This is a genomic window from Acidobacteriota bacterium (assembly GCA_016703965.1).
Lineage (GTDB): Bacteria > Acidobacteriota > Blastocatellia > Pyrinomonadales > Pyrinomonadaceae > OLB17.
In genome coordinates this window covers 469,136-494,124 of the sequence record JADJBB010000025.1, presented here as the reverse complement: position 1 = coordinate 494,124, position 24,989 = coordinate 469,136, and the positions used below count along the sequence as shown (strand labels likewise).

The window sequence follows — 24,989 nt, the reverse complement described above, 5'->3', positions numbered from 1 at the left end:
AAAACTTCCCTGCATTCCGACGAAAAAAGGTGATCGTTAGCCAATAGAATAATAGTTCGATGGCCAAAAATCACCTTATCCGATGTAATTTTGTAGGTTTGAGTTTACATGGATCTTTATTTAGTGATCCGGTAAACCTTTCCTTTCCATACGATCACAACCTGCTCACCGAGTGCGAGATATTGGCCGAGATCTTTCTCTTTAGACGCAAGGTCGAAGTACGCTTCGCTGGCGAACGCAATACGTGTCTCGGCGATCTTCGCGTCTTCCTTGAATTCAGAATCGATCCAGACACCATTCTCGAGGTAGAAGGTTTTCGCATTCACCTTCTTCAGCGACTGTTCTTCCCTGGCTTTCCTCTTGTAGAAGTTGCCGTCCTTATCGTCTACGCCTACGCCATCCAGTGTGATCTGCTCCTGCTGATTACGAGCCATCTTGCTTGCCGAGATCGCCTCGGCACCGCTCGGAGCATCCATTGCGATAGACTTTGCCGGAGCCGGCGTTCGCCTTATCCCTCCGGTCATGTCCGATTTTCTAAACTCTTTCTCGCTGCCGTCGGTTGCGAGATACGAAGTGTACGGCGTCACGATGCCGTATTTTGTTCCGAGATCAACGACCTCGTCTCGCAGTTCCCTGTTCTCCCCGTTCGACCTGATCTGCTCGACCAGCCAGCCAACACGGCGTGTCGCCCACAGCCGCGGAAGGAATTCATTGCCCTCGCTTCGGACCGGGAAATCGAGGTTCGGGTAGCTAAATATTCGCGATTCCTTACCGTTCTTACCGCGCAGGCGGAGCGTTACGTCCTTCAGATCTTTATCATTCTTGTATCGACCGATGATCGTAACCTGAGCTCCCTTGAAGATGTCCTTCAGCTTTCGCGGATACATCAGATCGGTCTGGACGCCGGCAAAATCAAATTCGAGGTCAGTCAACACTGGCGAATTCACCTTCGAAAAGAAGTTCGAAACCTTGATCTCAAGGTCTTCTTTTGGCTCGATGTAGTCGGCATCGCCCGAGTTTTCCGCAGCGATCTTGTCGAGCAAACGCGTGTTGACATCGTATCCGACGCCGAACGTGAACAGCCTCAGCCCGTCGACCTTCACCGTCTGAACATTTTTGATGATGCGGTCGACGTTCGTCTCTCCGACCGTCGGCAGGCCATCGGTCATAAAGACCATCATTTTCGGACGATCGCTTTTATCGAATTGCTTTAACGACGCGATCAGCGAATCGTTTATATTCGTTCCGCCGGTCGGTTGGAGCTTGCCCACGAATTCCTCGCCCCGTTTCTTTCCGGCCGCGTTCGCCGGGATCAATCCGCTTTCCATCAAATGCTCTTCGCCGGCGAAGTTGATCACATTGAACCGATCGCCGTCACGGAGAGTTCGAATGCCGAAAAGCAAAGCCTTGCGGGCCTTTTCCATCTTCCCTTCATCGGCCATCGAACCGGATGTGTCGAGTACAAAAACGATGTCTTTGTTAACCATCTCGCGATCTTCCAAGTTATCTTTTGGCGACAGCATCAGCAAGAAATAGCCATCTTTGCCCGGTTCCCGATATGTGACGAGCGACATGCCAAAATCACCGTTCGACAGGCCGTAAAACAATTGAAAATCGGTGTCATTACCTTTTGTCTCAAACGAAACGTTCGCTCCGGTTTCGCCTTTTCGTTTCACATCGATCGTGTGCGAAGGCGAATAGATATTCCTCAACGCCTCTTTTCCAACGATCTCGATCGAACCTGAGATCGTGCCAAACTGCTGTTTGCCAACGCCCGGCCCCTGACGGTTATAGATCACGTCTTCCATCGGCAGCGGCTGGCGGTTCCAGACATTGCGGCCGGTTCCGAGCGGATATCTGTACGCAACCGTGCCGGAATCCGCCTTTAGGATCTCGGTGTATGTGAGCTCAAGCTTTTTGTCAGAATTTGGCGGGATTGGAAAGATCGATGCCTGAAAGAGATTCTTTCCAGCATATTCCAGCAAACCCGGATCGCGTTGGCGGCGGACGATCTCGTCGTATATGCGTCGTGCTTCCTCACGAGAGCGAACCTCGCCGACAAGTTTCTTACCATTCTCCCAGATCGCAAACTCAGTGATCGACGCATTCTCCGGGATCGGGAAAAAGTACGTTCCCTCGAGCGTGTACTGCGTATCGTTGCGAAATACCTGCTCGATATGCGTCGTCGCAACCTGACCGTTGATCTTGGTATCGAGCTGGATGGATTTCACGGGCAAAGCATTCGGCAGCGGCTGCGGCAAAGGCCGCGGCAGAGGGCGGCATGGACGCAGATCACAGACGATCGGTACGATCACACCCTGCGCTTTCACAGCGTTCGAAAACAAAAAACCCGCAAAAACGGTACATAAAACAACGGCAATTGATCTCAACATAACGAACCCGGCACTCAAAGCCCTGTCTGCAATGCCGAATTTGCCCAGCAACTGGTTCAGCAGCAGGTGCTTGAAGGAAAGTCTGTTACTGAGCCGGTGAAACGGATCAAAATTCTGCTGCGGTCCGCCGATTTCCTTTGGAAGTTCGATGAACCAACCGCCCGCACTTATTTCTCCGAGGCGTGGAAGATGGCGGACGATCGCTTTAAGGAACTTGGTTTTGAATCAAAGCAGGCAAGCGGCAGCAAGTTGACAACGAGCCTTCCCGATCAGCGGATGGAAGTGGTCCGGGCGATCGCAAAAAAAGATTCCGTTTGGTCAAAAAAATTGTCCGAGCAGATGCTTACAGATTTTGACAAGTCTGCTGCCGACCGAAAGGACTTTGATCAGACCCGCGAACTTTCTGACCTATTAGCTCTCGCGCGAGAAAGTGTCGAGACCAACCCGGAACTGAGCCGATTTCTTTTTCGCCGAGTGATGAAATATCCTCTTTTCAACCACTGGTTCTTTGTCTTTTTTGGTATTCCCTTAACCCAACAGGCTTTCACGGAGTCTTTGTATCAGGAAACACTGAACAACTACCGCAATGAATCGCCTCGTCGGCTGTTAATGCTCTCGGCTTATCCCTTCGCGAACGAACGAATTTTTGGTATTGATAAATACTCGATAAGCATGGGGCCTCCAGCCAGTCGGCCCAATTCGACGTTACAGCGGCAATTCCTCGACGTCTTCTTCTCCCGCATCGCCCGATACGCCGCAAGTGCTGAGGAGATGAATCAAGCTCCTGAAAAAGGTTATCCGGCTGAACCGATCTATATGGTTTCAGCTTTAAGAGAAATGGAACCTCTGGTCGTACAGCAACTGCCCGATATGCTGGAAAGGCTCGCGATAGCTAAATCGCAGGCGGCGGCGCTACTTAGTGCGGAGATGAATAAACAGCTTGAAGAGAAAGACAAAACCTTTAGCGGCGAAGGATTTTCTTTCGATGAAAGGATCGCGGACATGGAAAAGTCGGATGGCACTGGTAAATTGACAGATTACATGGTGCTAAATCTAGTTAGAGCCGCTAAGAGTGAGGAGCAATTTGCACAGGTTACTTCCTGGATCGAGAAAGTAAAAGATGAAAAGGCGAGGATGGGCTTGACGAACTACTTCTGGTTCCTGAGGGCCAAACTAGCGATCAAGGAGAAACGTTGGGAGGATGCCGATAAATTTACTGCGAAAGTTCCCGAAGCGGAGCATCGAGCCGTACTAATGTTCGAAATGGCTGAACTCCAATCCAAGAATGAGGGGGATCTTTCCAGCCTCTTCGAGACACTCAATCGGCTTTCCAAGATAACGCGAAGTGCCGAAAACTCGGTTTCTAAGGCCCAGGTACTATTAGGTTTGGCAAATATGTACGAAAAGGTAAGCCATTCGGTCGCCATCGACGAACTCTCTGAAGCGATCCGCGTAACCAATAATCTGAAAGATCCGGATATTTTTTCGACAATGGTCAGGCGAGAGATCACCGGCAAGGATTTCAGCTTCTTCGCCTCATTCGGCACGCCCGGCTATGACCTCGAAAAGACTTTTGTTGACCTAAGCAAGAAAGATTTCGAAATGTCACTCACCAGTGCCCGAACTCTCGAGGATCGCTACCTGCGTACCTTGGCGGTGATAGCTGTCGCCTCAAATTGCGCAAAAAATACAAAACCGGGGTCAAAAGCAGGACCTAAAGTCCAATCTCCCCCCAAGCAATGATGCAACGACACTTGGTAGAGTAGTTTTGGGCTGGAAAGACCTTTGACCAATCTCCCGAATACCTCTACCAATCAAGGCATTGATGCCGGACAAACCGGCTGATCCCTTTGACCTAACTGGCCTTTTTTCGTTTGATAATGGCGTAAACAGGGCTTTTTATGTAAAGTGTGAATCGATTCACACTTTTCAGGCGCCATTTTGACCGGCACAAAATATTTCACTTTTTTTTCCACCCCAAAAAAACTAATTGAGGCTACCTTTTCAGACAGCCTCAAGATCGATATAACGGTCGGTTCGGTTCCTAATCTTCGGTCTCGACCAATTCGTATGGAATTCGCTGGCTCAGCAATCTGGTGCTTATTCCGAGTCCGATCCAGATGAGTATCGAGACCGTCGAGATGGCCCATCCAATATTTGCAACCAGATGATCTTCGAAGATTCCCCCAATGACGATAAGGGGAAATGCGAAAAATACGATCCGAAGTGCCGTCTTTTTTGACCGTTCCACCGTTTCCAGCATGTTGACGCGACTGACCTCGAGTTCCATGTATTCGTCATCGGAATTCAGGTTTGAGAAATACTCCGCTTCGCTCCGCGACCAGCGGCGAAGGCTCGGCGTTTCTGCAAGGCGAGTCGCATTCGAGAAATGGTGGATGACGTGGGCGATCTTACCTTCGCGAAGTGCGATCTCTGCTAGCCCGCGAGCCGTGCGAAAGTTCTCGCCGACACGCTCCAGAGCGTTATTAAATACGTTCCCGGCCCGCCGCCATTCCCCGATCTGGAAATACCATTCACCGAGGCGAACAAGCAAGTCAGGATCTTCCGAAGCACGCCGTTCTGACAAACGAAGAGCTGCCAGAGCCCTACGTTCAAGGCCTTTATTTCGTTCAACACCCGCAAACGAGTGAAGGCAGCGTGCAAAATCAAATAAGAGCTTTGCATCTGATGGCCGCAGGATCAGAGCCCGGCGAAAAGCCTCCAGAGCCTGAATAAGATAACCTGAGAGCCGCAGCTCGTTCGCCAGGCTCCGAAGCTCGTCGACCTCATCCTCGCTGATCTCGACGGTTTTCAGCAATACCGGCAGTTTCCGTTTTGAGGTTCGCATTGAGCTCTCAAGCACGTCAACCGAAGGAATTCGCGAAAACTCAGCCCGCATCAACGCCTCTTTGGGATCCGCCAGATGATCGCGCAATTCTATCGAACGATTATCCAGAACATTCTCAGACAAACGAGGCAGAATAGCTTTGATCATTCGACGGTAATCCTCGCCGCCAGAAGCGATCGCAACGCTCAATCCCTTGCCCCGCATGACGGTTCGGTAACGGTAGTAGATATTGCCGCCGCGTTTAAGAGCACGGATCGCCTCTGTTTCAACCTGTTCGATGTCCGACAGCTTAAGACGCCGCTTCGAGCCGTTTATCCAGGACCAGGTGCGAGGTATAACACCGGTGCGGAAAAGACGCTTTCCGTCGAACGAGATCTTGTCATTTAGAGCAAAAAACGGAATGGCTATCCACGAGACGGCGAAAAGCAATATCGCCGCAGCGTCGATCTGGATATAAAAAAGGAGTGCGGAAAAAAAAGAGCCAAGGAAGAGTCCGGCGAAATAGCCATGAGGCGACACGCGGATGGAGATCGGCTCTTTGTGCTGAGGCGAGGCGTCGCTCTCGGACTCGATCGCCTCGAAAATTTCAGACTGACGGATGTCGTTCAAGTATAGTGCCGTTCCTTTAGTAATTACCGAAAGAAAAAGAACGATTCGACCGGGTTTCCCGAAAAACCTATTTGCCGCCAAACGGCGATTCAGGCGTCGGTTCCGGGATCTGCTTTGCACGCTCAGGATCGAGCTGGGTCAATTTCTCTTTTGCATCGGTCGCGGTCTGAGTCGGCGTGATGGCCTTGCCATCCATATCCTTTGCCTCAGCGGCTGTCTTAGCAATATTGAAATAGATATCGACAGCTTCCGTCTTCTTACCCTGCTTTTCGTATATCTTGGCGATCTCGAAATTCAGTGTGTCCTTTGAAACTATTGGATCATCCATTTTTACAAGTTCTTGGAACAGGGTAAGTGCTTCGTCAAGTTTGTTATCGTTGACGCGCGTCTGAGCAAGGGCGAATTTCGCCATCTTGCCCACGTCACCGCCCTTTGTGGCAAGCGCTTCGATCTCCTGGATCGCCGCCGGACGATCTACATCGAGCTTGTTGACCGCGATGAAGTACTTCGCCTTTTCTGCGATATCACCGCCAAACTTGTCAGCGACCGACTGGAACTCAGCAATGGCAGCTTCACCACGCTCTTTTTCAGTTTTATAGGTCTTCGCCGTCGATCCGGCAGGCGTTCCGGTGTCAGAAATGCGGGCTTGCGAGATCTCGATAGCCTTTCCAAGTGCCGTCTGGCCCGCGCTGCTCGCACGGCGGTTCCAATTGAGGAACAGCATGACCAGGATAGCGAGAACTACCAGAGCAGCTATGCCATAAAGAACCGTACGTCCTTTGCCCTCGAATCTTTTTCCGACCTCGTCGAGCTTTTCACTAACCTGCTTTTGTACCGGGTTTGTGTAGATGCGGTTGTCCTGCGGTGCGGACGCGGCTGCCTGAAGTTGTTCAAAACGTCTCTTTTTTCGTGCCATTGTTAAAAAAACTGCAAAATCTCACTGTTTGCTCGTTATATAATTGCCGGAAGCGGACTTTTTCCAAAAGAGTTAATTTAGCGTAAATTCGCGGTAAGAGCAAATAACTAAAGGAAAGATGATAAACGCGGCTTATTTTTGACATCAAATATTTTAGAAAATCCCGGGAACAAAATCCGTCGGGTGGTGTCTAACGTTACAGTCCGCAAGAAGCGGACGGGGCAATTTGAGTGCTTTTCGAATAATGGGAAAGCAATAAGGCAGGCGATGATCTTCAGTAAGTCAATCACATTTGACGGCGAAGAAATTGGAAAGGCCGTACTGTCGCCTCAGCCGCTCAGCGTCCGGCAATCGGACGAGCCCGTATTCATTGACAAATTGAAGTCTGGAGACGCCGCGGCTTTTGACACGCTGATCGATAAATACTCGGGCGATATTTATGCCCTTCTCTGTCGGATCACGGAGAACGCAGAGGAGGCCAGCGATCTGACGCAAGACACCTTTATGCGGGCCCTTCGCTCGATCGGCAGCTTTCGCGGTGAATCAGAACTTAAGACCTGGCTCACGCGCATCGCGATAAATGAATCGCGAAATCGATTCCGATGGTGGAAACGCCGAAGGCGGGACGTAACGATCTCGCTGGATGCATCGATCGGCGATTCCGACACGACGCTCTCGGACACGATAGCGGATCGCTCAGCTAACCCGGAAGATGCAGCACTCACTCGTGAACGCGAATATGCGATCAAGTCAGCGTTGATGGACATCCCTGAGATCTTTCGAGAAGCTGTCGTGCTTTGCGACATCGAAGGATTTAGTTATGAAGAAACCGCGACCGCATTAGGGATCGGTTTGGGAACAGTGAAATCACGTATTTCACGCGGCCGTGAGGAATTGCGGCGAAGACTGAAAGATTTTTGAAAACTGAATGAATGGCTGACTCGCCCCGGTCTCATTTTTTTGAAGACTAACAAAATCGGTGCCAAACGATAGGTCAGAGAGCAGAATTTGGGGATCGGGTCCGTGAAATGTGTAAGAACGGTGGTATTTGAATCGACCAGCAACACTCGAAACAAGGTATGCCTTTTTACGCAGAAACACGAAATCCGTCGCCAACTGAAGCGTTGTTGCTCCGTGCGGAGTGACAGCCGGGGTCAGTCAGCCATTCACTCAGGAAGGTCGGAGCAATGCAGCAATGAAATGCTCAGATATACAAATTAATTTATCTCGATACACGGACGGATCTCTAAACGAAGGCGAAGCGGCCTTTGTAAAGGGCCACCTTGATATCTGTCCTCTGTGCCGTCTTAGGAATGCAGAATACCTGGAGATACGGTCCGATCTCGCCCGCATTCGCCGGGCAGAGATCACAGCTAGCTTTAAAGCGAACCTCCGGGTTGCTGTTCGCTCAGAGTTGAACAATGCAAGAGAAAATACGCTGCCCCTATCTTCGGATCTGCGTGAATGGCTGCAGATGCGTGTCATGCCCTACAGCGTTGGCGTTTTTGCGTCCCTTCTGATCGGCGTGACATTTCTGACAATGATGTTTTCGGGAATGCTGCAGCCGAAACCGATCCAGGTCGCGAACGGCGGACGCGAGGGATCTATCCTACTTGCAAGCAACTCGAACCCATACAACGAAGATGCTGCTTCATTTATTTCGCCGGTCGATTTTGCTCATTCTCGTATGGGATTTGCCAGCGAATCACCAAGTATAAATCCGCAAGGCGGCCTCGTTGCTTTGACGAGATCACTGATCCGAGGCGGTATGAAGGATGAAGAGGTAGTGGTCGTTGCGGACGTTTTTGGGAGCGGTCTTGCAAGGATAAGTGAAGTGGTAGAATCTCCACGTGACAGCCGATCGCTGGGCGACCTCGAAAAAGCCCTTGGATCTGATGCGTCATCGACCCCATTCGTTCCCGCGGTAATGGAAAACCGGCCTGAGAACATACGCATTGTACTTAAATTCCAAAGCGTTGACGTCAGAACCGGTTCTAAGCCATCAAGGCGAAGATCTTAAACTACATACGGTCGATCTCGGCTTTTACTCTGGCAGCCAAACTCGCATCCGCTGCCATAAGCAAATTATACTGCTCTGTCGCAGCTGCTTTGTTTTTCTTTCTGGTGTAAGCGATCCCTAGATTTGCTCGCGCCTTAAGGAATTTTGGGCTTATCTCCAAACATTTCAGATATGCCTCGATCGCTTTATCGAACTGCTTGTCCGCGAAATAAGAATTTCCAAGAAGATACCAGTTATCTGACTGTTCAGGGTACTTCTTCGTCAATTCCGATAGGCCGCGAACGGCATTTGAATATGCACGTGTTGCTTCAACTGATTTGTCGGTACCAACGAGAGCATTACCTAAATAAAAATACGTCTCTCCATCTTCCGGCCTTATCTTCAGCGAGCTGTTGCAGGCCATGACCGCTTGGGCAAACTCTTTCGTCTCATTATGGGCCCGGCAGAGGATCGTGTATCCCGCCGCCTGATTTGGCAGGATCTGCACAGCCGATTTTGCTGCCTGTACGGCATCCGCTGACCGTCCGGCAAGGCTATAAACGAGGCCTAATTCAGTGTAGAAATTGCCATCCAGCGGGAACTGCAGAAGCCCTTTTTTCAATATGTCGATCGATTCATTGAACTTGCTCTCGGCTTTAAAAAGGTCCGACAGATTTTGATAGACCTGATACATATTCGGCTTAACACCCAGAGCTTTTTGGTATGCATCGATGGCCTTTGCCGAGTCCTTTAACTTCTGACGGGCGTCGCCCAGCAGATAGAACACCTCACCTGGAAATCGAGTTCCTTTTGCCAAAGCAGATTCAGCCGCCTCGGCCTGCGACGCCGAGTCATTCAGGGCCAGGCTCACCCGAGCGATATTGTAATAGAGATCGCCGTTGTTCGGAGCTGCCTTAGAGGCTTTCTGAAATGCCTCCAATGCTTGAGGATAAGACTTTCGCGCGTAATTGATTTCGCCAACGGCGGTGAGAAAAGCCTGGTCGTTTGGGACTATCTGCAGGCCTTTCTGAATGTCAGAAAGTGCCGCATCGTAATTCCCCTGCTCAAAATAGATGTAATATCTGATCCGATAGATATCGATGGCCTTGAAACCCTGGTTTAGGGCAAGAGTGAACTCGCTGACCGCCTGATCATTTTCCTTCAGGCTGAAATGAGCAAAACCTTTGCGGTAATGGGCGTAATTATTATTCGGGACAAGAGTTATGGATTTTCCATATAGATCAGCTGCCTCTCGATAATTTTTCGCGGCAATTGCCTTGTCAGCTTCGTCCTGAAATTTCTTGGCCTGGTCCTTATCTTTTTTTGATTGAGCAGAAAGCGGTACTGCCACAAATAGCAAAAGAACAAAGCATCGAAGGATCGCGTTGAAATATTTCTCCCTTTTCATATCGTCACCCAATAATTACTGCAATATCGTAGTCCGGTCGTCTTTCGCCTTCGCCTTTGGCGTTGCCTTAGCTGCGGGGGCCTGAGTCGTTTTTACCGGCGTTTCCTTAGTCGAAAGCGATGGAGTAGGCTTTGTGCCTACTGGCGTCGAAGTGGTTGAAACCGTCGAATTGCCATTGCTCGCGTTTGAATTTGAGGTATCAAAAGCTGCCGAATTCGAATTATTCGCCGGATTCGTATCCGCCGCAACAACCGGCGTAGAAATAGGCGTCGGGGCCGGTGTCGGAGCAGGAGTAACCGTAACGCCGGCATTTGAACGCTTCATCAAAAACCATGCAGCCCCGCCTCCGCCGCCGCCTAGCAATAGCAAAGCAACCAGAACTCCGACGATCAAGCCCGCCTTCGATTTCTGTGCTGCCGGCGATTGCGGCTGCTTTGCCGGCGGCAATTTCACTTCATGGCGAGAAACCTGTCCTGCTCCACTACCAGCAGCAGCCGAAGCAGCGACAGCGGCCGGCGCCGATGCCGGCGGCTCTACGACTGGTTGTGTCTTCACTTTTGTTGCGGCTTCCTGTGCCGAAGGTCCTTGGTCTTCGCTCAGTTCCCCGGCCGAAAATACGGCTGTCTTAAGCTCAGACTGCTTAACCTCGGCAGGCTCCGGCCCAAATTGCAACTGCATCGTCGCGTCGAGCGGAGTCGGGGTATCGAGACGGATCTGGGTCTCCATCTCGGGCTCGGGCGTGTCGCGAATCGTCGTATGCTGTTCCGGATCGGGTTTCACCGCTGCTTTTTCAGCCGCAGGCGGCGTCGCTCCAGATACCACCATTACCGGTTTTGCATCAAGATCAGCCTTATCCTTATTAAATGCCCTTCGCAAGGCTTTTTGCATCTCAACAGCCGAGCCAAACCTCTCATCCTGGCGAATAGCAACCGCCTTCAGAATAACTTCCGAGATCGCGGGCGTGATCTCAGAATTCAGCTCGTTCAACGGCTTGATCGGGTCCCCTTTACCGCCGAGCATAGAATCTGCCCGTGTCAATGCATCCGGTGGAATGACGTTGGTCAGCATCTGATAAAGCGTCGCAGCCAAAGAATAAAGGTCACTTCGAGCATCAGTACCAGTGCCCCGGATCTGCTCCATGGACGCAAAATGTGGTGAATAACCCGCGACACTTGCCGAATTCAATCCGCTTGCCTTGCTGTCAAAATCCTTTGATAGCCCAAAATCCAACAGGACAATGTGATTGTCGTCCGTTAGCTTAAGATTTTGCGGCTTGATGTCGCGATGTACGATCGGCGGTTCGTGCGAATGGAGGTATGCCAGAGCATCGAGCATCTGATCGGCCCAGAACATCACCCAACTCAATGGAAACGGTTTATTCGCCGATTCCATCCGTTTGGCAATGTCGTCGCCAGAGATATGCTCCATCACCAAAAACTGATCGCCGTTCTCCGCAAAATGATCAATGACCTTTGGAAGTACTGGATGACGCAGCCGTGCCAGTATCCTTGCCTCTCTCTCAAAGGCAGATCCAAGCGTGCTGTCTTCGCTAAAAAAGGTGCGTTTCAGTGCAACTGCGCTTCCAAGTCGCTGGTCAACAGCCAGGTAAACTTCGCCCATTCCACCTTTTCCGATCGGCTGCACGACCAGATAACGGCCTTGGATCATTGAGTTCGGGTTGAGTGCTTTCATGAATATTCCGTACCGAAATTATCTTTGAGATCTTATGTCAGATTTTCCGGAAACTGCCATCGCCGGCATTCCTATATGTTGGTAACATCGCGTGTTGCCTTTAACGCGCCTGGAGCAAGGCGTGCCCTTCTTGGTTTCAGCTCCGCAAAAATTTACAGGTTCATCAGATTCGATTTTCGGTTTACTGGGTGGCGTCAATAGCCTATTTCCTGTTGTAGATGAAAAATCTCGCTGTTCCGGTTGTCCATTAAAGGCCGGACCAGCCGGCGGTAAGGCTGCTGCAACATTCGGCGGCATCTTAGCTATCGATGCAGGTTGCTCGTATAGCTTCTTTGGCTGCCTAGACGCCTGTAGGTCAGATTCGGACGATCCGCTTTTAAGATAGGATCCGATGCCAAAAATACCAACCAGCAGACTAAAAACCACCACGACCTTCGGGATGAGATCTTGCCCCTTAAACTCGATCTCGCAAACGCCGCAAAATCTTCGGCTCGTCCATGGAAACCATTCCGGCCGCTCTATCTTCTCGCCACAATTCGCACAAAAATTCGGCCGAAATAACATCAGCTACACCTTTTCGTCACACCCGCCTGGATAATGGGCAGGTGATTCTCTTGCACACCATAAGGTTAATGATGAGTATACCATAAACAGAAACCAGTTATGAGATAAGTTTGGGCATCGAAATGCAACCGGACTTCGTCAATACGCGTCAAATTGCTAACATCTGGTTTATGGCTTTTCGAAGACTATTGGTATTTTGGGTTTTGATCCTGTGCAGCGTATCGCTCGCATGGTCGCAGGATGACGATCCGATACGCGTGGATTCGTCGCTCGTGCGGCTCAATGTTGGTGTGGTCGACATGAAGGGCCGTCCGATCACGAGTCTGAACAAAGGCAATTTTGAGCTTTTTGAGGACGGCGTTCGGCAGGAAATATCAAGATTAGAGCCAAGCACGGCTCCTTTTAGCGTTGTCATCCTCCTCGACATGAGCGGCTCGACGCTTGGATTTCGGCAGGTCATTAAGCAGTCAGCTTTTCGATTTGTGGACGCATTATTGCCGGAAGATCGTGTTGCCGTGATCGAATTTTACGACAAGGTCAATGTCCGCAACGACTTCACGACCGATCGCGGAACAATAGCAAATTCTATCAACGTAGCCAATGGCCGCGGCAAAACTCAACTCTACAAGGCTCTTGACCTTGCTCTGGATAAACTCGAAAAAGAGAAGAGCAGGCGTAAAGCGATAATCGTTTTAACCGACGGAGTCGACACGACGGTACGGGACCAGGATCGTTCACTATTGGAACCGGTCGCCGACTCTCAAATAGCAACCGCCATCAAGCCTGAGACCAACGATATCTTAAATCGAGTGCTGAACCGCTCTGATGCACAGGGGGTTACGATCTACCCGCTAGCTTTGCCAACGGGGGATCCCGGCAAACTCGCTGATCCGACCCCGCGCCAGGTCGCGATGTTCAAGGCGGCGAGAGATCGTCTCGCGATCGTCGCTGCCCGCACGGGCGGCACTCTCAATACAATTAATCGCCTCGAAGAAATGGGTCGTCTTTACGCTCAGGTAGCAGCCGACCTTCGCACTCTCTACACCGTCGAATACCAGTCGACCAACGACAAACGCGACGGCAAGTGGAGAGCGATCAAGATCGACGTTAAAAACCCGGAGTTGATCTCGCGAACCCGCCAGGGATATTTTGCAAAGTAAGACCGAGGAGCCGTCTATTGCGGGCTTGACACACCGCCGATTGCTTTGTAGTCTAACAATTCGCCTTTTGTGCACCCGTAGCTCAGCTGGATAGAGTACTTGACTACGAATCAAGGGGTCGCATGTTCGAATCATGCCGGGTGTACCATCAGTATTTACAAAAAAAGCAGCCTTTGCGGGCTGCTTTTTTGTATGTTGGCACCAAGAACCTCGCTATCTTGGGTCGCCCGCTGGCACGCGACGGAGTTCGATCCTCTGGATGCCCTTCGCGAGCATCGGTTGTACGCCGTTGACTGATGGCTTGTCGTCGACCGTCAGGATCTCGTCCTCAAGTACCTCACCGCGCAATCGCATCGTTGAAACCAACAATATCTGATCGTATTTGAAAGGAGCAACAAGCGAGTCGCCAATGATCCGTACTGTGAGTTTAATACCGCCGCCCTCATCGATATAGATATCATCGGCCCCGCTTCCTCGGCAGATCTTGTAGTCCTTGACCTGTTTGACCGTGCCCGCTTCGGAATAGGTGGTTTTCCACGTCCCGCATGCCTGGCCTTTTACCGGGAAAGCTCCTATCTCCATGGTCACATCTACCTGCGGAGCACCTGGTTTGACTGGCAGATTCGTAAGTTTGCCCGACCACTTCCCTTCCCATTGCGCGATCATTGGGATAGGCTCGGCTTTAATATTTCTGACAAACTTGTCATACCACGCCAGGTAACGCTCATAACGATCGCGAACATAACTCGGCCGCGAAATGCCATGATTCTCATTCGGATAAATTATCAATTGAGTATCGATGCCGAGGCTCTTAAGTGCCTGATACATCTGCTCGCTCCCTGACAGCGGAACGTTGAAATCTCGTTCACCGCCAAGGAAGAGCGTCGGCGTCTTGATGCGATCCGCGTGAAGGAAAGGATATGACAGCTTCTGGTACGTCTCCCACGCCTTTGGATCCCAAGGCGGGCCGATCTCGTTGTCGTATTGAATTATGTACTGATCTGTTCCATAGAAGGACACTGTAAAAGCCGTTCCGGCTCCACTCGTTCCCGCCTTGAAACGATTATCGCTGGCGATCAAATAATCCGTTAGAATGCCGCCATAACTCCAGCCGCCGACACCAAGTTTGTCCGGATCGGCAACACCCATTTTGATGACATGGTCCACGCCAGCGTGCAGATCTTCGACTTCATAGTGGCCCCAGTCTGCGAATATCGCTCGTGAGAATTTCTGCCCACGGCCTGAACTTCCGCGGTAATTTACCGCAAGAACCGCGTATCCATTAGCCGCGAAGAACTGCCGTTCAGCGCTGAATGAGTGTTGATCCTGAGCATTGGGGCCGCCGTGGATCCTAAGCAAAAACGGAACTTTCGTGCCCTTAACATACCCTGTCGGATAAGTAAGCAGGCCATTCACCTTAGTTCCATCCTTGCTTGCGAAACTGACCTCTTCGGTCGCGGGCCAATTAATTTCCGCAAAAAGCGAGTCGTTTTGACGAGTGAGCTTTCTGAGCTTTCCATCCTCGAATGCGTAGATCTCTGTGGCTTCGCTGTCGCCGCCCGAGAGAACGACCACCTTTCCCGCGGAATGATCCCAGTTCGATATCACGACCGGCGGAGCCATAAGACGATTCAGTTTACCCGTAGCAACCTCCGTCCGAGCCGGATAGACCGATCGGTCATCGGTCACCAGGAAGTGGATCGATCTACCATCACCCGAAAAATATGGATTCGAAACACCGCGATCCAGATCCTCCGCGGCCTTGACCCGTACCGGCGCAGAACTGCCGTCCGACGTCACGGTCGTCAGGTGGTTCATGCCATAGGCACCGAATTTGAGCTCGTCAGATTCAAGAAATACAAGGGTTTTGCCGTCCGGACTCCATTCCGCTCGCCCGCCGCGGCTGGTCTCCGGCGTGATCCGCTTCTCGGTCGAACCGGACTTGGATTCAGCGACATAGATCTGCGATCCCGGATCGCGGTCGGGATCGGCCTTTCGGTTGCTGGTAAAAGCGATCTTGCTGCCATCAGGCGACCATGTCGGTGTGGCTTCATCCCATTTGCCTTTCGTTAGCCGATCGAGTTTTTTGCCGGCGATATCGTACAAATAGATGTGGCTTTTTCGCGTCGACAGAAGATATCCCTGCCCGTCCTGCTTGAATTTATAGCGATCGATCACGATCGGTTTGGGTGGTTTTGCAGCAGCTCCGGCAGCGGGCGTCGTCGCTTCATCCGGGTCGGGATCGCCGATCACCATTGCCAAACGGCTTGAATCCGGTGCCCATTCATAACCCTGAAGGCGGCCCTTGACCTCAGTCATTTGCCTCGCCTCACCGCCATTCCGGTCCATTATCCATACCTGGCTTCCCTTATTCGGGCCGGGTCTCGATGAAACGAACGATAGATATTTCCCGTCCGGGCTCCACCGCGGAGAAGTTTCGCTGTCGCTCGAGAACGTGATCTGCCGGTTTGTCTTACCGTCATAACTGACCATCCAAATATCTGAGTCCGACTTGTCCGCCTTCACGTCGATCGACGAGACGACATAGGCAACCCACTGCCCGTCTGGCGAGATCTGCGGGTCACCTACATTCTTGATCCGAAAGAGGTCATCCAGCTTGAGCGGCCTGCTCTCAGACTGACCGAGCAGTGTGATCACGAAACAAAAAAGAACAAACAAAACCGGGATCGATCTTCGAAATGCCATATGTTGGTGTTGTTTTCTGGCGGGAGACTTGTCCTTAACGGGTTTCCATCGATGAAACCGGCATTTGGAAAGGCCCACCAGTACGAACTTCTAAAATTTTTAGCTGAATTGCTAGCAGAGTATCACCGTATGCATCGCAAATCAAAAACAGACTGAATCATTAGGGCCGCTCGAAACGACTTTCGCCTTTTCCAACCTGGTTATGTCTTAGCTTTTACAACTATTCCGCGGCGACCGTCGATCGCGAAAGATCGATATCACACATAACCCGCGCCATGATCTCGCTCCTTTCTGATCCTGAGCAGATCACATTTAGTGACGGATACAGGTGCTCTCTCTCGCGTTTGTCATGGTGACTGCAGAGCCTTTTGTAAAATGATTCTCGATCGAGCAGCAGGAGCAATCCTTCTTCCGGATGTGGCTCTTCTGCAAGCTTGATGGTCTGCTCCTTGAATTGCTCTAAATAACCCCGCATTTTTGTATGATCATCCCAGAAGATTTGAGGTGCTCCGGCCTTGTCGAACGCTGCCCTCTCCGAGTAAAGCGGTAATAGATGGTCTTCTTCATCCTGCATGTGACGAAGCAGCAGAGATTCGTATTGCTCAAGCTGTGATAGCGCGGTAGTAAAGTCAAAATGCAGCAAAGAGCATTGGTGAGCGAAAAACATATCGTCGATTTCCTTGTGCAGATCTAATAACTTGTCAAATGTGCTCATGTATATTTAGTTGTTACTCAAATTGACCTCGATGATCAACCTTAATTCCTTATGTTCTTTGATTATAAGCGTGCCCCAACGATTCCTCATCTCCATCGAATCAATTGATATCTAAACTCACATATTTACATCAAAAACCGACGATCCTTCTGTCAAAAGAGCCGATTCAATCAAAAAAAAGCGAGCCCCGGGGGCCCGCCTTTTTGGTTGTGATCGTAATGATCGCCTATTCCAGGCCGACCAGGTTCACGTCGCTGAGGTTTTCCGTGAGGTTTACTATGCGGGTTGCGAATCTGAATCGTTTGCTGGTGACTGTCAGCAGATAGTCGCGGCCTGTTTCGAGGCCTTCGAACTGGTAGGCTCCGAATGAGCTGGTTACCGTTGTTCGCCGGGTGCCTGCCGTGTCGATGATCGTGACCGTCGCGTTTCTCAGGCCCTGGCCTGCGGCGGTTGTTACTCTTCCCGAGATGGTCGCTCCGTCGAGCAGTGTTCCGCCCGTGAACGAGACCAGCCCGTCCGTCCAGTACAGCATCGGCAGCGGGTTGTTCTCAGAGTTTCTCACGTCCCTTTGAGTTGGGAAGTCGCCGAACCTGATCTGGGCACTCGTCGCCGGGCTTTGGAACGTCGGGAAGGTGATCTTCACGAGTTCTCTTGTTCCGGCCGGTAGTGCCGCCGTCGGAGTGATCGTGATGCCGACCTTGCCCGCCAGCGAGTTGTTGACGGCGAGGGTGCAGTTCACTGCTCCCGTGCCGCATGTCACCGTCGGGATGCCCAGTGCCGTTACCGGATATTCCACCGTAAAGGCCACCCTGGTCTCCACACCAGTCGTCGTCATCAGCACCGGAACGGTCACCGGCTGTCCCTGCGTTGCTATCTGGCTCACCACCCTCGCCGTTCTCGGTATCGCGTTCGGGCCCGGTACATCGTAGGCGATGAAGTCGCCGCCCGTGATGTTGCCGGCCACGTTGGTGTACGTTCTGTTTGTCGCCTCAAACGCCTTGCCGAGGCCGCTCGGGGTGATGGTGTAGCTGCCGCCGGTCTGGGTTACTCCGAATGAGTAGTTGCCGTTTGCGTCAGTCGTCGTTGTTACTGCCTGCTGCGTCTGGGTGTTCAGCAGGGTGAGGGTTACGCCCGGCAGGTTCGTGTTCGTGCCGAAGGCGATGAACTGCTTGACGTTGCCCGTCATGCCGATCACCACATTGTGCTGGACTGCCTGTGACGTGCTGCCTCCGAAGTTGGCATCGCCGGCGTATTGGGCCGTGATGGTCTTCGGACCGAGTGTCGATGCCAGGCTGCATGTGCCGGCCGCGACTGCTGCCGTACATGTGTTGCCCGTACCGTCGCTCACTGTCACATTACCCGTCGGTGTTCCCGCTCCCGGGGCGACCGGGCTCGTTGTCCAGTTGACCGGGTAGTTCTGCCCGACCACCGTTGAGTTGCCGAGGGCCGAGGCGTTCGTGATCGTGGTCGTCGTCGCCGCCTGTGTCACCGTCAGGGTTGCCGGTACGAAGGTGAAGCCGTAGTTCGGGGCTGCTAAGGTTCCCTGTGCCGCTGTGATCGGGTACGCTCCCGGAGCCGATGTGGAGACGGCTGAGGTCGAGATGTTCGGGGTTCCCGTCACACCGCTTGTCGCCAGCGTCTCTCCGTTCTGGAAGCCAGTGATCGTGAACGTCAGGGCCGGGTTAGCGGCTCCAAACACTCTTGTCTGGTTATTCGCCGTCACCGTCAACTGGGATTGGGTGATGGTCAGTATGCCGTTCACAAAGCTTGTGAAGGCGTAGTTGCCTGATGCCAGTGTGCCCAATGCTGCCGTGATGGCATACGGGCTGCCCGCGACCGGGCTCGATGGCGTCGCCGTCGTTGAAAGCAGCGGGCTTCCTGTCACGTCGCTTGTTCCAAGGTTCTGGCCGAGGACAAAGCCCGTGAAGGTTGCCGTCAGCGTGGGGTTCGCGGCTCCGTAGGCACGGCTCTTATTATCCGCCGTTACCGTCAGGCCTTTCTTGTTGACTGTCACGTTGCCGTTCACATAGTTGAAGCTGTAGTTGTTCGAGACCGCTCCCGTACAACTGGACGGATACTGCGAGCCTGAGACCGGTGAGCCCTGGACATACGTCGTCGAGCACGTCGGCTGGGTCGTCAGGTTGGCCGTCGTTTCACCAAGCACGAAGCCCGTGATCGCTGCCGTGATCGCCGGTGCCGCATCGCCGTATGTGACCGCCGCCGATGAGGCCGCGACATTGAGCGGTGCCTTGCCGATCGTCTGGGTCGTCGAGCCGTTGCTTGTGAGGTAGTTCGCATTGCCCGAGTACACTGCCTGGATGACCTTGCCCACTCCCGCCGGCAGCTGGTTCGTCGTACAGACCGCCGAGCCCAGTGCCGTCACCGCTACATTCTGACAGCCCGCTATCGGATTGCCGCCGTCATTGAAGTTCACCGTCCCCTGCGGCGTTCCCGATCCCGGTGCCACCGCCGTAATGGTCGCCGTCGCCGTCAGCGTCGAACCGTAGTTCGGTGCATTGATCAGCGTCTGCACCGTCGTCGCCGAATCGGCCTTGTTGACCGTATGCGGTACCGTCGGTGCGGTGCTTCCGTTAAAGTTTGCGTTACCCGAGTACGTCGCCGTTAGTGTTGCGGCTCCCACAGAAGTCGATGGCATAACACAACTTGTTGCGGGCAAAATGATCACACAGAGATTCGTTCCGTCACTCACACTTATGTTTCCGCTCGGAGCCTGCACCACCATTGGAGCATCCGGTGAGAGTACTCTTCCTGAGTATTGCGGTACAACTCCTTCGGGCAAAGCAAAATCGCCCTTGTCGACCACTCGCAGGTCTTCATCTGCCGGTGGGGGCAGAGGAGCCGGGACTAATACGGCCGTGTACGTCCACGGAAAATCGGCAGGAAGATTGCTAAACGATGTCACCACAAGCGTGTAATTACCCGCTGCGAGTGGAGTAGTGGTTGATATCCTGGATTTGAGATTTAAACCAGTATCGTCATCAGCCGCTATGGCGTTCGTGCAGGGCGTTGCAGGGTTGAATCCACCCGGTCCGTAGAGCGTTATGAATGTGTCTGCGCCAGCCGGCGTAATTGTCGCCCCATCTAGCGGCGACGTGCTCAGAGTTACGTTCGAACTCGACGTCAGGGTAAACGGATGCGTCCGGTATCGAACAGCCGTGCCGACGCCGGAAAGTGAGCAAGTACCGCCCTGCGTAAAGGAGAGCAGACGGTTGTACGTGGGGTCGCCAGCACCAAGTGTTCCGCTAAACGAAACCGGGATCAGTGGCGTAACCGTGGCGTTTATTGTATAGGGCTGTCCAAACACGGTTGGATCAGGCACATCAGAATTGATCTTGGTTGCCGTATTTGCCTTGAGCACAATATGACCTTCTGTATCGGAACTTGCGTTAAAATTGGCATCGCCCACATAACTTGCGGTCAAGGTCCTAGAACCCACCGCCTCAAGCGTGAGCAAGCATGAACCCGCCGCTACCGTTCCCGTACAAGTCTCAGCTCCGCCGCTGACGGTTATTACGACATTACCGGTCGGCGTCCCGGCACCCGGCGGAACCGCAACAACAGTGAATTTCACGTTCACAGTTTCACCGTAAACGGACGGATCCGGAAGGTCGGTCGTGATCGTCGTTGCCGTGTCGGCTTTGTTGACGACCTGATTTACCGTATTCGACGCCGGACTGGCGTTGAAGTTGCCGTCGCCGTTATAAACTGCCGTAATTGGGTGGCTTGAAACTGAAAGGCTGCTGATCGAACACGTTGCCATGCCCGCTGCAACCGCCTGAGCTGCACAGCTGCCGATGTTGACGCCGTTGTCTCTAAAGGAAACATTGCCCGTCGGTGTTCCGGATCCCGGTGCCGTTACGCTGATCGTGGCTGTGAATAGAACCGGCTGCCCCCAAACGGATGGATTGACCGAGGAAATAAGGGCCGTCGTCGTGTCGGCTTTATTAACAAGCTGAATAACACTTCCGTTGCTCGCTCCAAATCCGGCGCCGGTATAGCACGCAACGACTGTGTGTGAACCAACGCTGAGGGCCGAGGTTGTAAAAGTTACGACTCCGCTAGCGTTAACCGCTACCGGACCCTGGAGGGTCGTCGTCGGAGCCCCGCAGGTTCCGCCTTCAATAAATTTGGTTGTGCCGGTGGTCACCGGGAAACTTCCGCCGGTCGTTAACGTCGTGGCCGTAAATGTCACGCTCGCACCGGAAGCAGACGGGTTCAACGAGGACGTAATAGACGTCGTCGTTGGTGCCGTAAGTCCTAGCGAAACAAGAGCAGGAATTGGCATAAAGATACCGTATCCCGTGTCGCGATCCCATCCGCCTGCTTCGATGTCGATGGCCGAACTTGTCATTGCATTGTATAGCTGAGCATTCGTCGATGCCGGACTGGCCTGTTTAAGGAGCGCTATCAGCGCACCGGCGTGCGGGGCTGAGGCCGACGTTCCGAAGAAAGGTATGAAGCCCGGAGTTGTCGTTGTTACGCCGTCCGCGGCCGTGATATCAGGTTTCATCAGCAATTCACCACCCGTGGCAAGAACGTTACCGGGCGTGATCGCCGTACCATTGGCCGTGTAGAAGATCCGGCGTGGGCCGTCTGACGTGAACGTCTCACTCACGTTCGCCGATGTGAACGGATTCGGAAATGGGCCCGACGCAGGGGTTGCCGCGCAACTGATCGTATTCCTGCCTGCGTTGTGGCCGTAGACCACTCCAGGCGTATTGATCGACAGGCGGTTGCGATTCGCATTCAAATGCAGAAAGCGGGTTGAACCCGAATAACGTACAATGTAAGCGCGATAGTTTCCGGAACCCGCCGGAACGGTTACAGCCTCGATCGGATCATCATTTCCGTTTTGAACGCCAGCGCTAGAGGCCACGAGAGAGCCGCCAGTCGTGTATAAATAAAGATCATAATCATTACCGGACAGGGCCAATGGATCCGACCATTTTAGAAATAGCGGGCGGTTGCTTGATCCTCGCGTCACCAATGTGAATTGGTTCCCGCCGCCAAAATCATGGACATCGCCTCCGCCTAAATTCGCTCCACTATCAGAAAAGTTACCCTCCCAGGCTCCGGAGGTATTGTCTGTAACATTTCCCGAGTTTCCTGCGGACGAAAAATACAAAGCTCCGGCAGTGGTCACCTGATTGACAGCTTGCACGACAACGCCCATGTTGTTTGGGGACCCTGCCGATGCGCCCGATTGGCCATCTTGAAATGGCGTCTCCGCAAAATATGAAATGTCGTCGATTATAATGTCGCAGCCCGCCGCTCTGAGTGCAATTATATTCGCCGCAAACTGGGCAGAGCTGGGGTTTGCCGTGGCAAAATAAAGTTGTGCTCCCGGAGCCACATCAGACACGATCTCCAGCATAGCGGTTCCTTCGTCTCCGCTTCCAGCCTGCCCTGCCAGAACGGTAACTGCAGGCAGTTCGCCGTTCATCTGCCTCGTCGCTAAAGTATTCACACCATCGGAGAGAACGCCGATCTTAACGCCCGCCCCGGTTGTGCTGAATGCGGCCCTAGCAACGTTTGCTCGATGAGTGATGTCGCCCTCGGAAACGACTGCTCCGATAAACGGGGATAGCGATGAGGCAGTACGATTCGCAACCGCTCCAGCCAAGATGTTGCGTACATTTTCCGTCCGCGTTGCTCTTGTTGCGCTAACCGCCGGGTTCGCGATCGGACGCGAGGTTGAAATTCCGGGGAAAATGGTGGAGCCGACCTCTGACCTATTCGTGTCGAATTCTTCTCTTGGCCCTATGAATCTAACTTCGTCCATCTGCGAAAGCAGATCGATCGCCGTGATCGGAACACCGGCGGTAACGCTTTTGAATTGCGGCACGACTGCATACATGTGGGCATTAAGATTAGTTAATTGATCAAGCAGGGCTTGAGTTACATCAGCCCTGATCTCTATATCGGTGTATCCGTCGGTTACAACGATCCCCGTTTCCAGTGTAGGAATGCCTTCGGCGATCGGCTCGCCTCGATTCATCTTTATTGCCTGAAGAAGCCGCGAATCGATCTTCTGCTGTTCGGGAGTGAGAGCCTTCTTGGCCCTCACCATAGCTTCTATCTGCTTCGAGATCTTTTCGTCGATCTTTCTTTGTTCCTCTTGATCGGGAGGCGTGGCTTTCGCGACCGGGCCATATACTTGATCCCCGGCCGCCGCATTCGCAGCGAGAGCCAGAGCAGCTTCCCTTTTTCCCGCTTCTGTCCGCTGTGAGACCATCGCGAGTCCTATTGAGAATAGAACAACAATAAATACGCTGAGAATAGCTAACCGCTTCGACATGAGAATCCTCCTACAGAATCATTCTGTTAAAAAACCAACGAGCTCCAGTCCACCCTGAGCTAGGGCGACCGCAAATGCTGGAACAATTCGTTCCCGCAACTTTCTAATACTTTCGAATACCCTCAATCTAGCACAAACTTGCGGTGTGTCAAGGAGGCTCTTTCGGCTCTGTCCCCGCGCATTTGTGAAATAGCCGCCGACCACGGCCTTGCCGTTAGCCTGCATCGCGACCGCATAGCCATACGCGCCGCCGGTGATCTGCGGATCGTAAGTCGTATCAAAGGTGCCGTCTTCCTCAACCCGTGCGATCGCTCCACTGGTGCCGTTCGGATAGATAAAGTTTCCGCCGAACACGATCTTTCCATCGCCCTGGATGCCGAAATCGTGAACTCGAAAGAACGAACTTAGCTCAGTTATGCTGCGAAAACCTAGATCGGGAGTGCCATCTGACATCAGGCGTACGATCCGGTTGCGGGTTGTGAGGTTGGCACCGATCCGGTTAAATAGACCGCCTATCATGACCCGCCCATCCGTCAGCGTCTGCGAAACGTAAACGATATCATTTACGTACGCCGCGAAGGTGGTGTCTAACGCCCCGTCAACATTTAGCCGTCCAAAATAGCTGCTGCTTGTACCTAGTCGTATGTCTCCGCCAACTAGCAGCTTGCCCCCTGGCTGTACCGAAATACTGTAATATTCGGCGGTTGATGACTGGCTTGGGCCGTTGAATGTCGCGTCGCGTGCCCCGGTCGATGTTAGCCGGGCGATCGATGGCGCCGCCGTTCCGCCGACGGCATCAAATGTTCCTCCGACGATTATCTTGTCGTTCTGGGAGAGCAATGGCATAAACGATATCGTTGACGGACGCATTGATGAACGACGCATCGAGCGTTCCGTCGGCGTTGAGCCGGGCGATGCGCTGTCGGTTTTGCCCGTTTACCTGCGTAAAACTGCCGCCGATCAGAATCTTCCCGTCAGTCTGCACCACCACGGCGAATACGTCGTTATTAACCACCGGGAAGAATGAGTAGTCCGGTGATCCATCGGCATTTAGCCGGGCTACCCCGCGTTGGGCACGGCTCGCGAATGACATAAATCCGCCGACCGCAATGATCTTGTTATCGGTCGGCTGGATCGCGATATCCTTGACCTCAAATCCGCTAAAGCCCGTTCCGTTCCCGATCAGCCGGCTGACGAAATCCGGATCCAGATCGCCGTCGGCCGGAGTCGGCGTAGGTGATGGCGTCGGCGTCGGCAGCGCGTCGTCATTGGTGATCGTGCCGAGGCCCTGATTGTCGGCGATGGTGGCACCGCCCGTCGGATTGGTGAGATTTACAAAGAAAGTTTCAGTAGGCTCGACGGCCGTATCGCCGTTAACGTTCACCGTCACCTGCTTGCTGGTCTCATTAGCGTTGAATGTGATGGTACCGTTCGCCGCAGTATAGTCGCTGCCGGCCGTTGCGGTGCCGTCTGCGGTCGAGTAGGCGACCGTCACGGCTTGAGAGCTCGCGACGTAAAGCGATGCCGTAAAGGTAAACGCGGTAGTTCCGGCATTACCTCATTCTGCGTGACATCATTTATCGAGATCGTCGGGGCACCGGCTGCCGATTGCATCTGATAGGCCGCAGCAACAGTCGGTGCGACACGGCTAGTTACCGAA

Annotated in this window: 14 protein-coding genes, 1 tRNA gene and 1 pseudogene; 5 read left to right on the top strand and 11 right to left on the bottom strand. The window is 52.8% G+C overall.

Annotated elements, in window-relative coordinates; genetic code table 11:
* Positions 1-116: 116 nt before the first annotated feature.
* Positions 117-2,393, bottom strand: coding sequence for a VWA domain-containing protein (locus IPG22_19680; GenBank protein MBK6590506.1), 2,277 nt, complete (start codon positions 2,391-2,393; stop codon positions 117-119).
* Between the two features lie 96 nt (positions 2,394-2,489).
* On the opposite strand from IPG22_19680, the gene IPG22_19675 reads away from it, so the two are divergent.
* On the top strand, positions 2,490-4,136 hold the full coding sequence (locus IPG22_19675) for a hypothetical protein (protein ID MBK6590505.1): 1,647 nt from the start codon (positions 2,490-2,492) through the stop codon (positions 4,134-4,136).
* Positions 4,137-4,437: 301 nt separating this feature from the next.
* Here IPG22_19675 and IPG22_19670 read toward each other — a convergent pair whose 3' ends face one another.
* Both IPG22_19670 and IPG22_19665 read right to left on the bottom strand, forming a co-directional pair.
* Positions 4,438-5,850 (bottom strand): tetratricopeptide repeat protein, encoded by a 1,413-nt coding sequence (locus tag IPG22_19670; GenBank protein ID MBK6590504.1) that lies wholly within the window; start codon positions 5,848-5,850, stop codon positions 4,438-4,440.
* Between the two features lie 67 nt (positions 5,851-5,917).
* Positions 5,918-6,766 carry a hypothetical protein gene (locus IPG22_19665; GenBank protein ID MBK6590503.1) on the bottom strand — a complete coding sequence of 283 codons (849 nt, stop codon included), beginning with the start codon at positions 6,764-6,766 and terminating at the stop codon, positions 5,918-5,920.
* Between the two features lie 267 nt (positions 6,767-7,033).
* On the opposite strand from IPG22_19665, the gene IPG22_19660 reads away from it, so the two are divergent.
* Together IPG22_19660 and IPG22_19655 are read left to right on the top strand one after the other, a co-directional pair.
* Positions 7,034-7,687, top strand: coding sequence for a sigma-70 family RNA polymerase sigma factor (locus IPG22_19660; GenBank protein MBK6590502.1), 654 nt, complete (start codon positions 7,034-7,036; stop codon positions 7,685-7,687).
* A gap of 274 nt (positions 7,688-7,961) precedes the next feature.
* Positions 7,962-8,786: a zf-HC2 domain-containing protein gene (locus IPG22_19655; GenBank protein MBK6590501.1), complete on the top strand. Its 825-nt coding sequence runs from the start codon at positions 7,962-7,964 to the stop codon at positions 8,784-8,786.
* Position 8,787: 1 nt separating this feature from the next.
* On the opposite strand, the gene IPG22_19650 is transcribed toward IPG22_19655, so the two are convergent.
* On the bottom strand, positions 8,788-10,173 hold the full coding sequence (locus IPG22_19650) for a tetratricopeptide repeat protein (GenBank protein MBK6590500.1): 1,386 nt from the start codon (positions 10,171-10,173) through the stop codon (positions 8,788-8,790).
* Positions 10,174-10,188: 15 nt separating this feature from the next.
* Positions 10,189-11,865, bottom strand: a complete 1,677-nt coding sequence (locus IPG22_19645) for a serine/threonine protein kinase (GenBank protein ID MBK6590499.1) — start codon at positions 11,863-11,865, stop codon at positions 10,189-10,191.
* Positions 11,866-12,599: 734 nt separating this feature from the next.
* On the opposite strand from IPG22_19645, the gene IPG22_19640 reads away from it, so the two are divergent.
* The gene (locus IPG22_19640; protein ID MBK6590498.1) at positions 12,600-13,589 is read left to right on the top strand and encodes a VWA domain-containing protein; all 990 of its coding nucleotides are present in this window, start codon (positions 12,600-12,602) and stop codon (positions 13,587-13,589) included.
* Positions 13,590-13,660: 71 nt separating this feature from the next.
* Positions 13,661-13,737, top strand: a tRNA-Arg gene (locus tag IPG22_19635).
* Positions 13,738-13,802: 65 nt separating this feature from the next.
* Here IPG22_19635 and IPG22_19630 read toward each other — a convergent pair.
* The 6 genes and pseudogenes from IPG22_19630 to IPG22_19605 all read right to left on the bottom strand — a co-directional run bounded on the left by IPG22_19630 (position 13,803) and on the right by IPG22_19605 (position 24,943).
* Positions 13,803-16,295, bottom strand: coding sequence for a prolyl oligopeptidase family serine peptidase (locus IPG22_19630; protein MBK6590497.1), 2,493 nt, complete (start codon positions 16,293-16,295; stop codon positions 13,803-13,805).
* 220 nt (positions 16,296-16,515) lie between these two features.
* The gene (locus tag IPG22_19625) at positions 16,516-17,010 is read right to left on the bottom strand and encodes a hemerythrin domain-containing protein (protein ID MBK6590496.1); all 495 of its coding nucleotides are present in this window, start codon (positions 17,008-17,010) and stop codon (positions 16,516-16,518) included.
* A 226-nt stretch (positions 17,011-17,236) separates the two neighbouring features.
* Positions 17,237-23,329 carry an Ig-like domain repeat protein gene (locus IPG22_19620; protein MBK6590495.1) on the bottom strand — a complete coding sequence of 2,031 codons (6,093 nt, stop codon included), beginning with the start codon at positions 23,327-23,329 and terminating at the stop codon, positions 17,237-17,239.
* A gap of 18 nt (positions 23,330-23,347) precedes the next feature.
* On the bottom strand, positions 23,348-24,175 hold the full coding sequence (locus tag IPG22_19615; protein ID MBK6590494.1) for a delta-60 repeat domain-containing protein: 828 nt from the start codon (positions 24,173-24,175) through the stop codon (positions 23,348-23,350).
* Positions 24,126-24,422 (bottom strand): delta-60 repeat domain-containing protein, encoded by a 297-nt coding sequence (locus IPG22_19610; protein ID MBK6590493.1) that lies wholly within the window; start codon positions 24,420-24,422, stop codon positions 24,126-24,128. The genes IPG22_19615 and IPG22_19610 overlap by 50 nt, the downstream gene beginning before the upstream one ends.
* Before the next feature lie 144 nt (positions 24,423-24,566).
* Positions 24,567-24,943: pseudogene (locus IPG22_19605) on the bottom strand (hypothetical protein).
* Positions 24,944-24,989 lie beyond the last annotated feature (46 nt).

What these genes read in the sequence shown, in the direction of transcription:
- IPG22_19680 (MBK6590506.1), bottom strand. Translation starts at nt 2,393, where the DNA reads ATGTTGAGATCAATTGCCGTTGTTTTATGTACCGTTTTTGCGGGTTTT.
- IPG22_19665 (MBK6590503.1), bottom strand. Translation starts at nt 6,766, where the DNA reads ATGGCACGAAAAAAGAGACGTTTTGAACAACTTCAGGCAGCCGCGTCC.
- IPG22_19660 (MBK6590502.1), top strand. Translation starts at nt 7,034, where the DNA reads ATGATCTTCAGTAAGTCAATCACATTTGACGGCGAAGAAATTGGAAAG.
- IPG22_19655 (MBK6590501.1), top strand. Translation starts at nt 7,962, where the DNA reads ATGAAATGCTCAGATATACAAATTAATTTATCTCGATACACGGACGGA.
- IPG22_19650 (MBK6590500.1), bottom strand. Translation starts at nt 10,173, where the DNA reads ATGAAAAGGGAGAAATATTTCAACGCGATCCTTCGATGCTTTGTTCTT.
- IPG22_19645 (MBK6590499.1), bottom strand. Translation starts at nt 11,865, where the DNA reads ATGAAAGCACTCAACCCGAACTCAATGATCCAAGGCCGTTATCTGGTC.
- IPG22_19640 (MBK6590498.1), top strand. Translation starts at nt 12,600, where the DNA reads ATGGCTTTTCGAAGACTATTGGTATTTTGGGTTTTGATCCTGTGCAGC.
- IPG22_19630 (MBK6590497.1), bottom strand. Translation starts at nt 16,295, where the DNA reads ATGGCATTTCGAAGATCGATCCCGGTTTTGTTTGTTCTTTTTTGTTTC.
- IPG22_19625 (MBK6590496.1), bottom strand. Translation starts at nt 17,010, where the DNA reads ATGAGCACATTTGACAAGTTATTAGATCTGCACAAGGAAATCGACGAT.
- IPG22_19620 (MBK6590495.1), bottom strand. Translation starts at nt 23,329, where the DNA reads ATGTCGAAGCGGTTAGCTATTCTCAGCGTATTTATTGTTGTTCTATTC.
- IPG22_19615 (MBK6590494.1), bottom strand. Translation starts at nt 24,175, where the DNA reads ATGCCATTGCTCTCCCAGAACGACAAGATAATCGTCGGAGGAACATTT.
- IPG22_19610 (MBK6590493.1), bottom strand. Translation starts at nt 24,422, where the DNA reads ATGTCATTCGCGAGCCGTGCCCAACGCGGGGTAGCCCGGCTAAATGCC.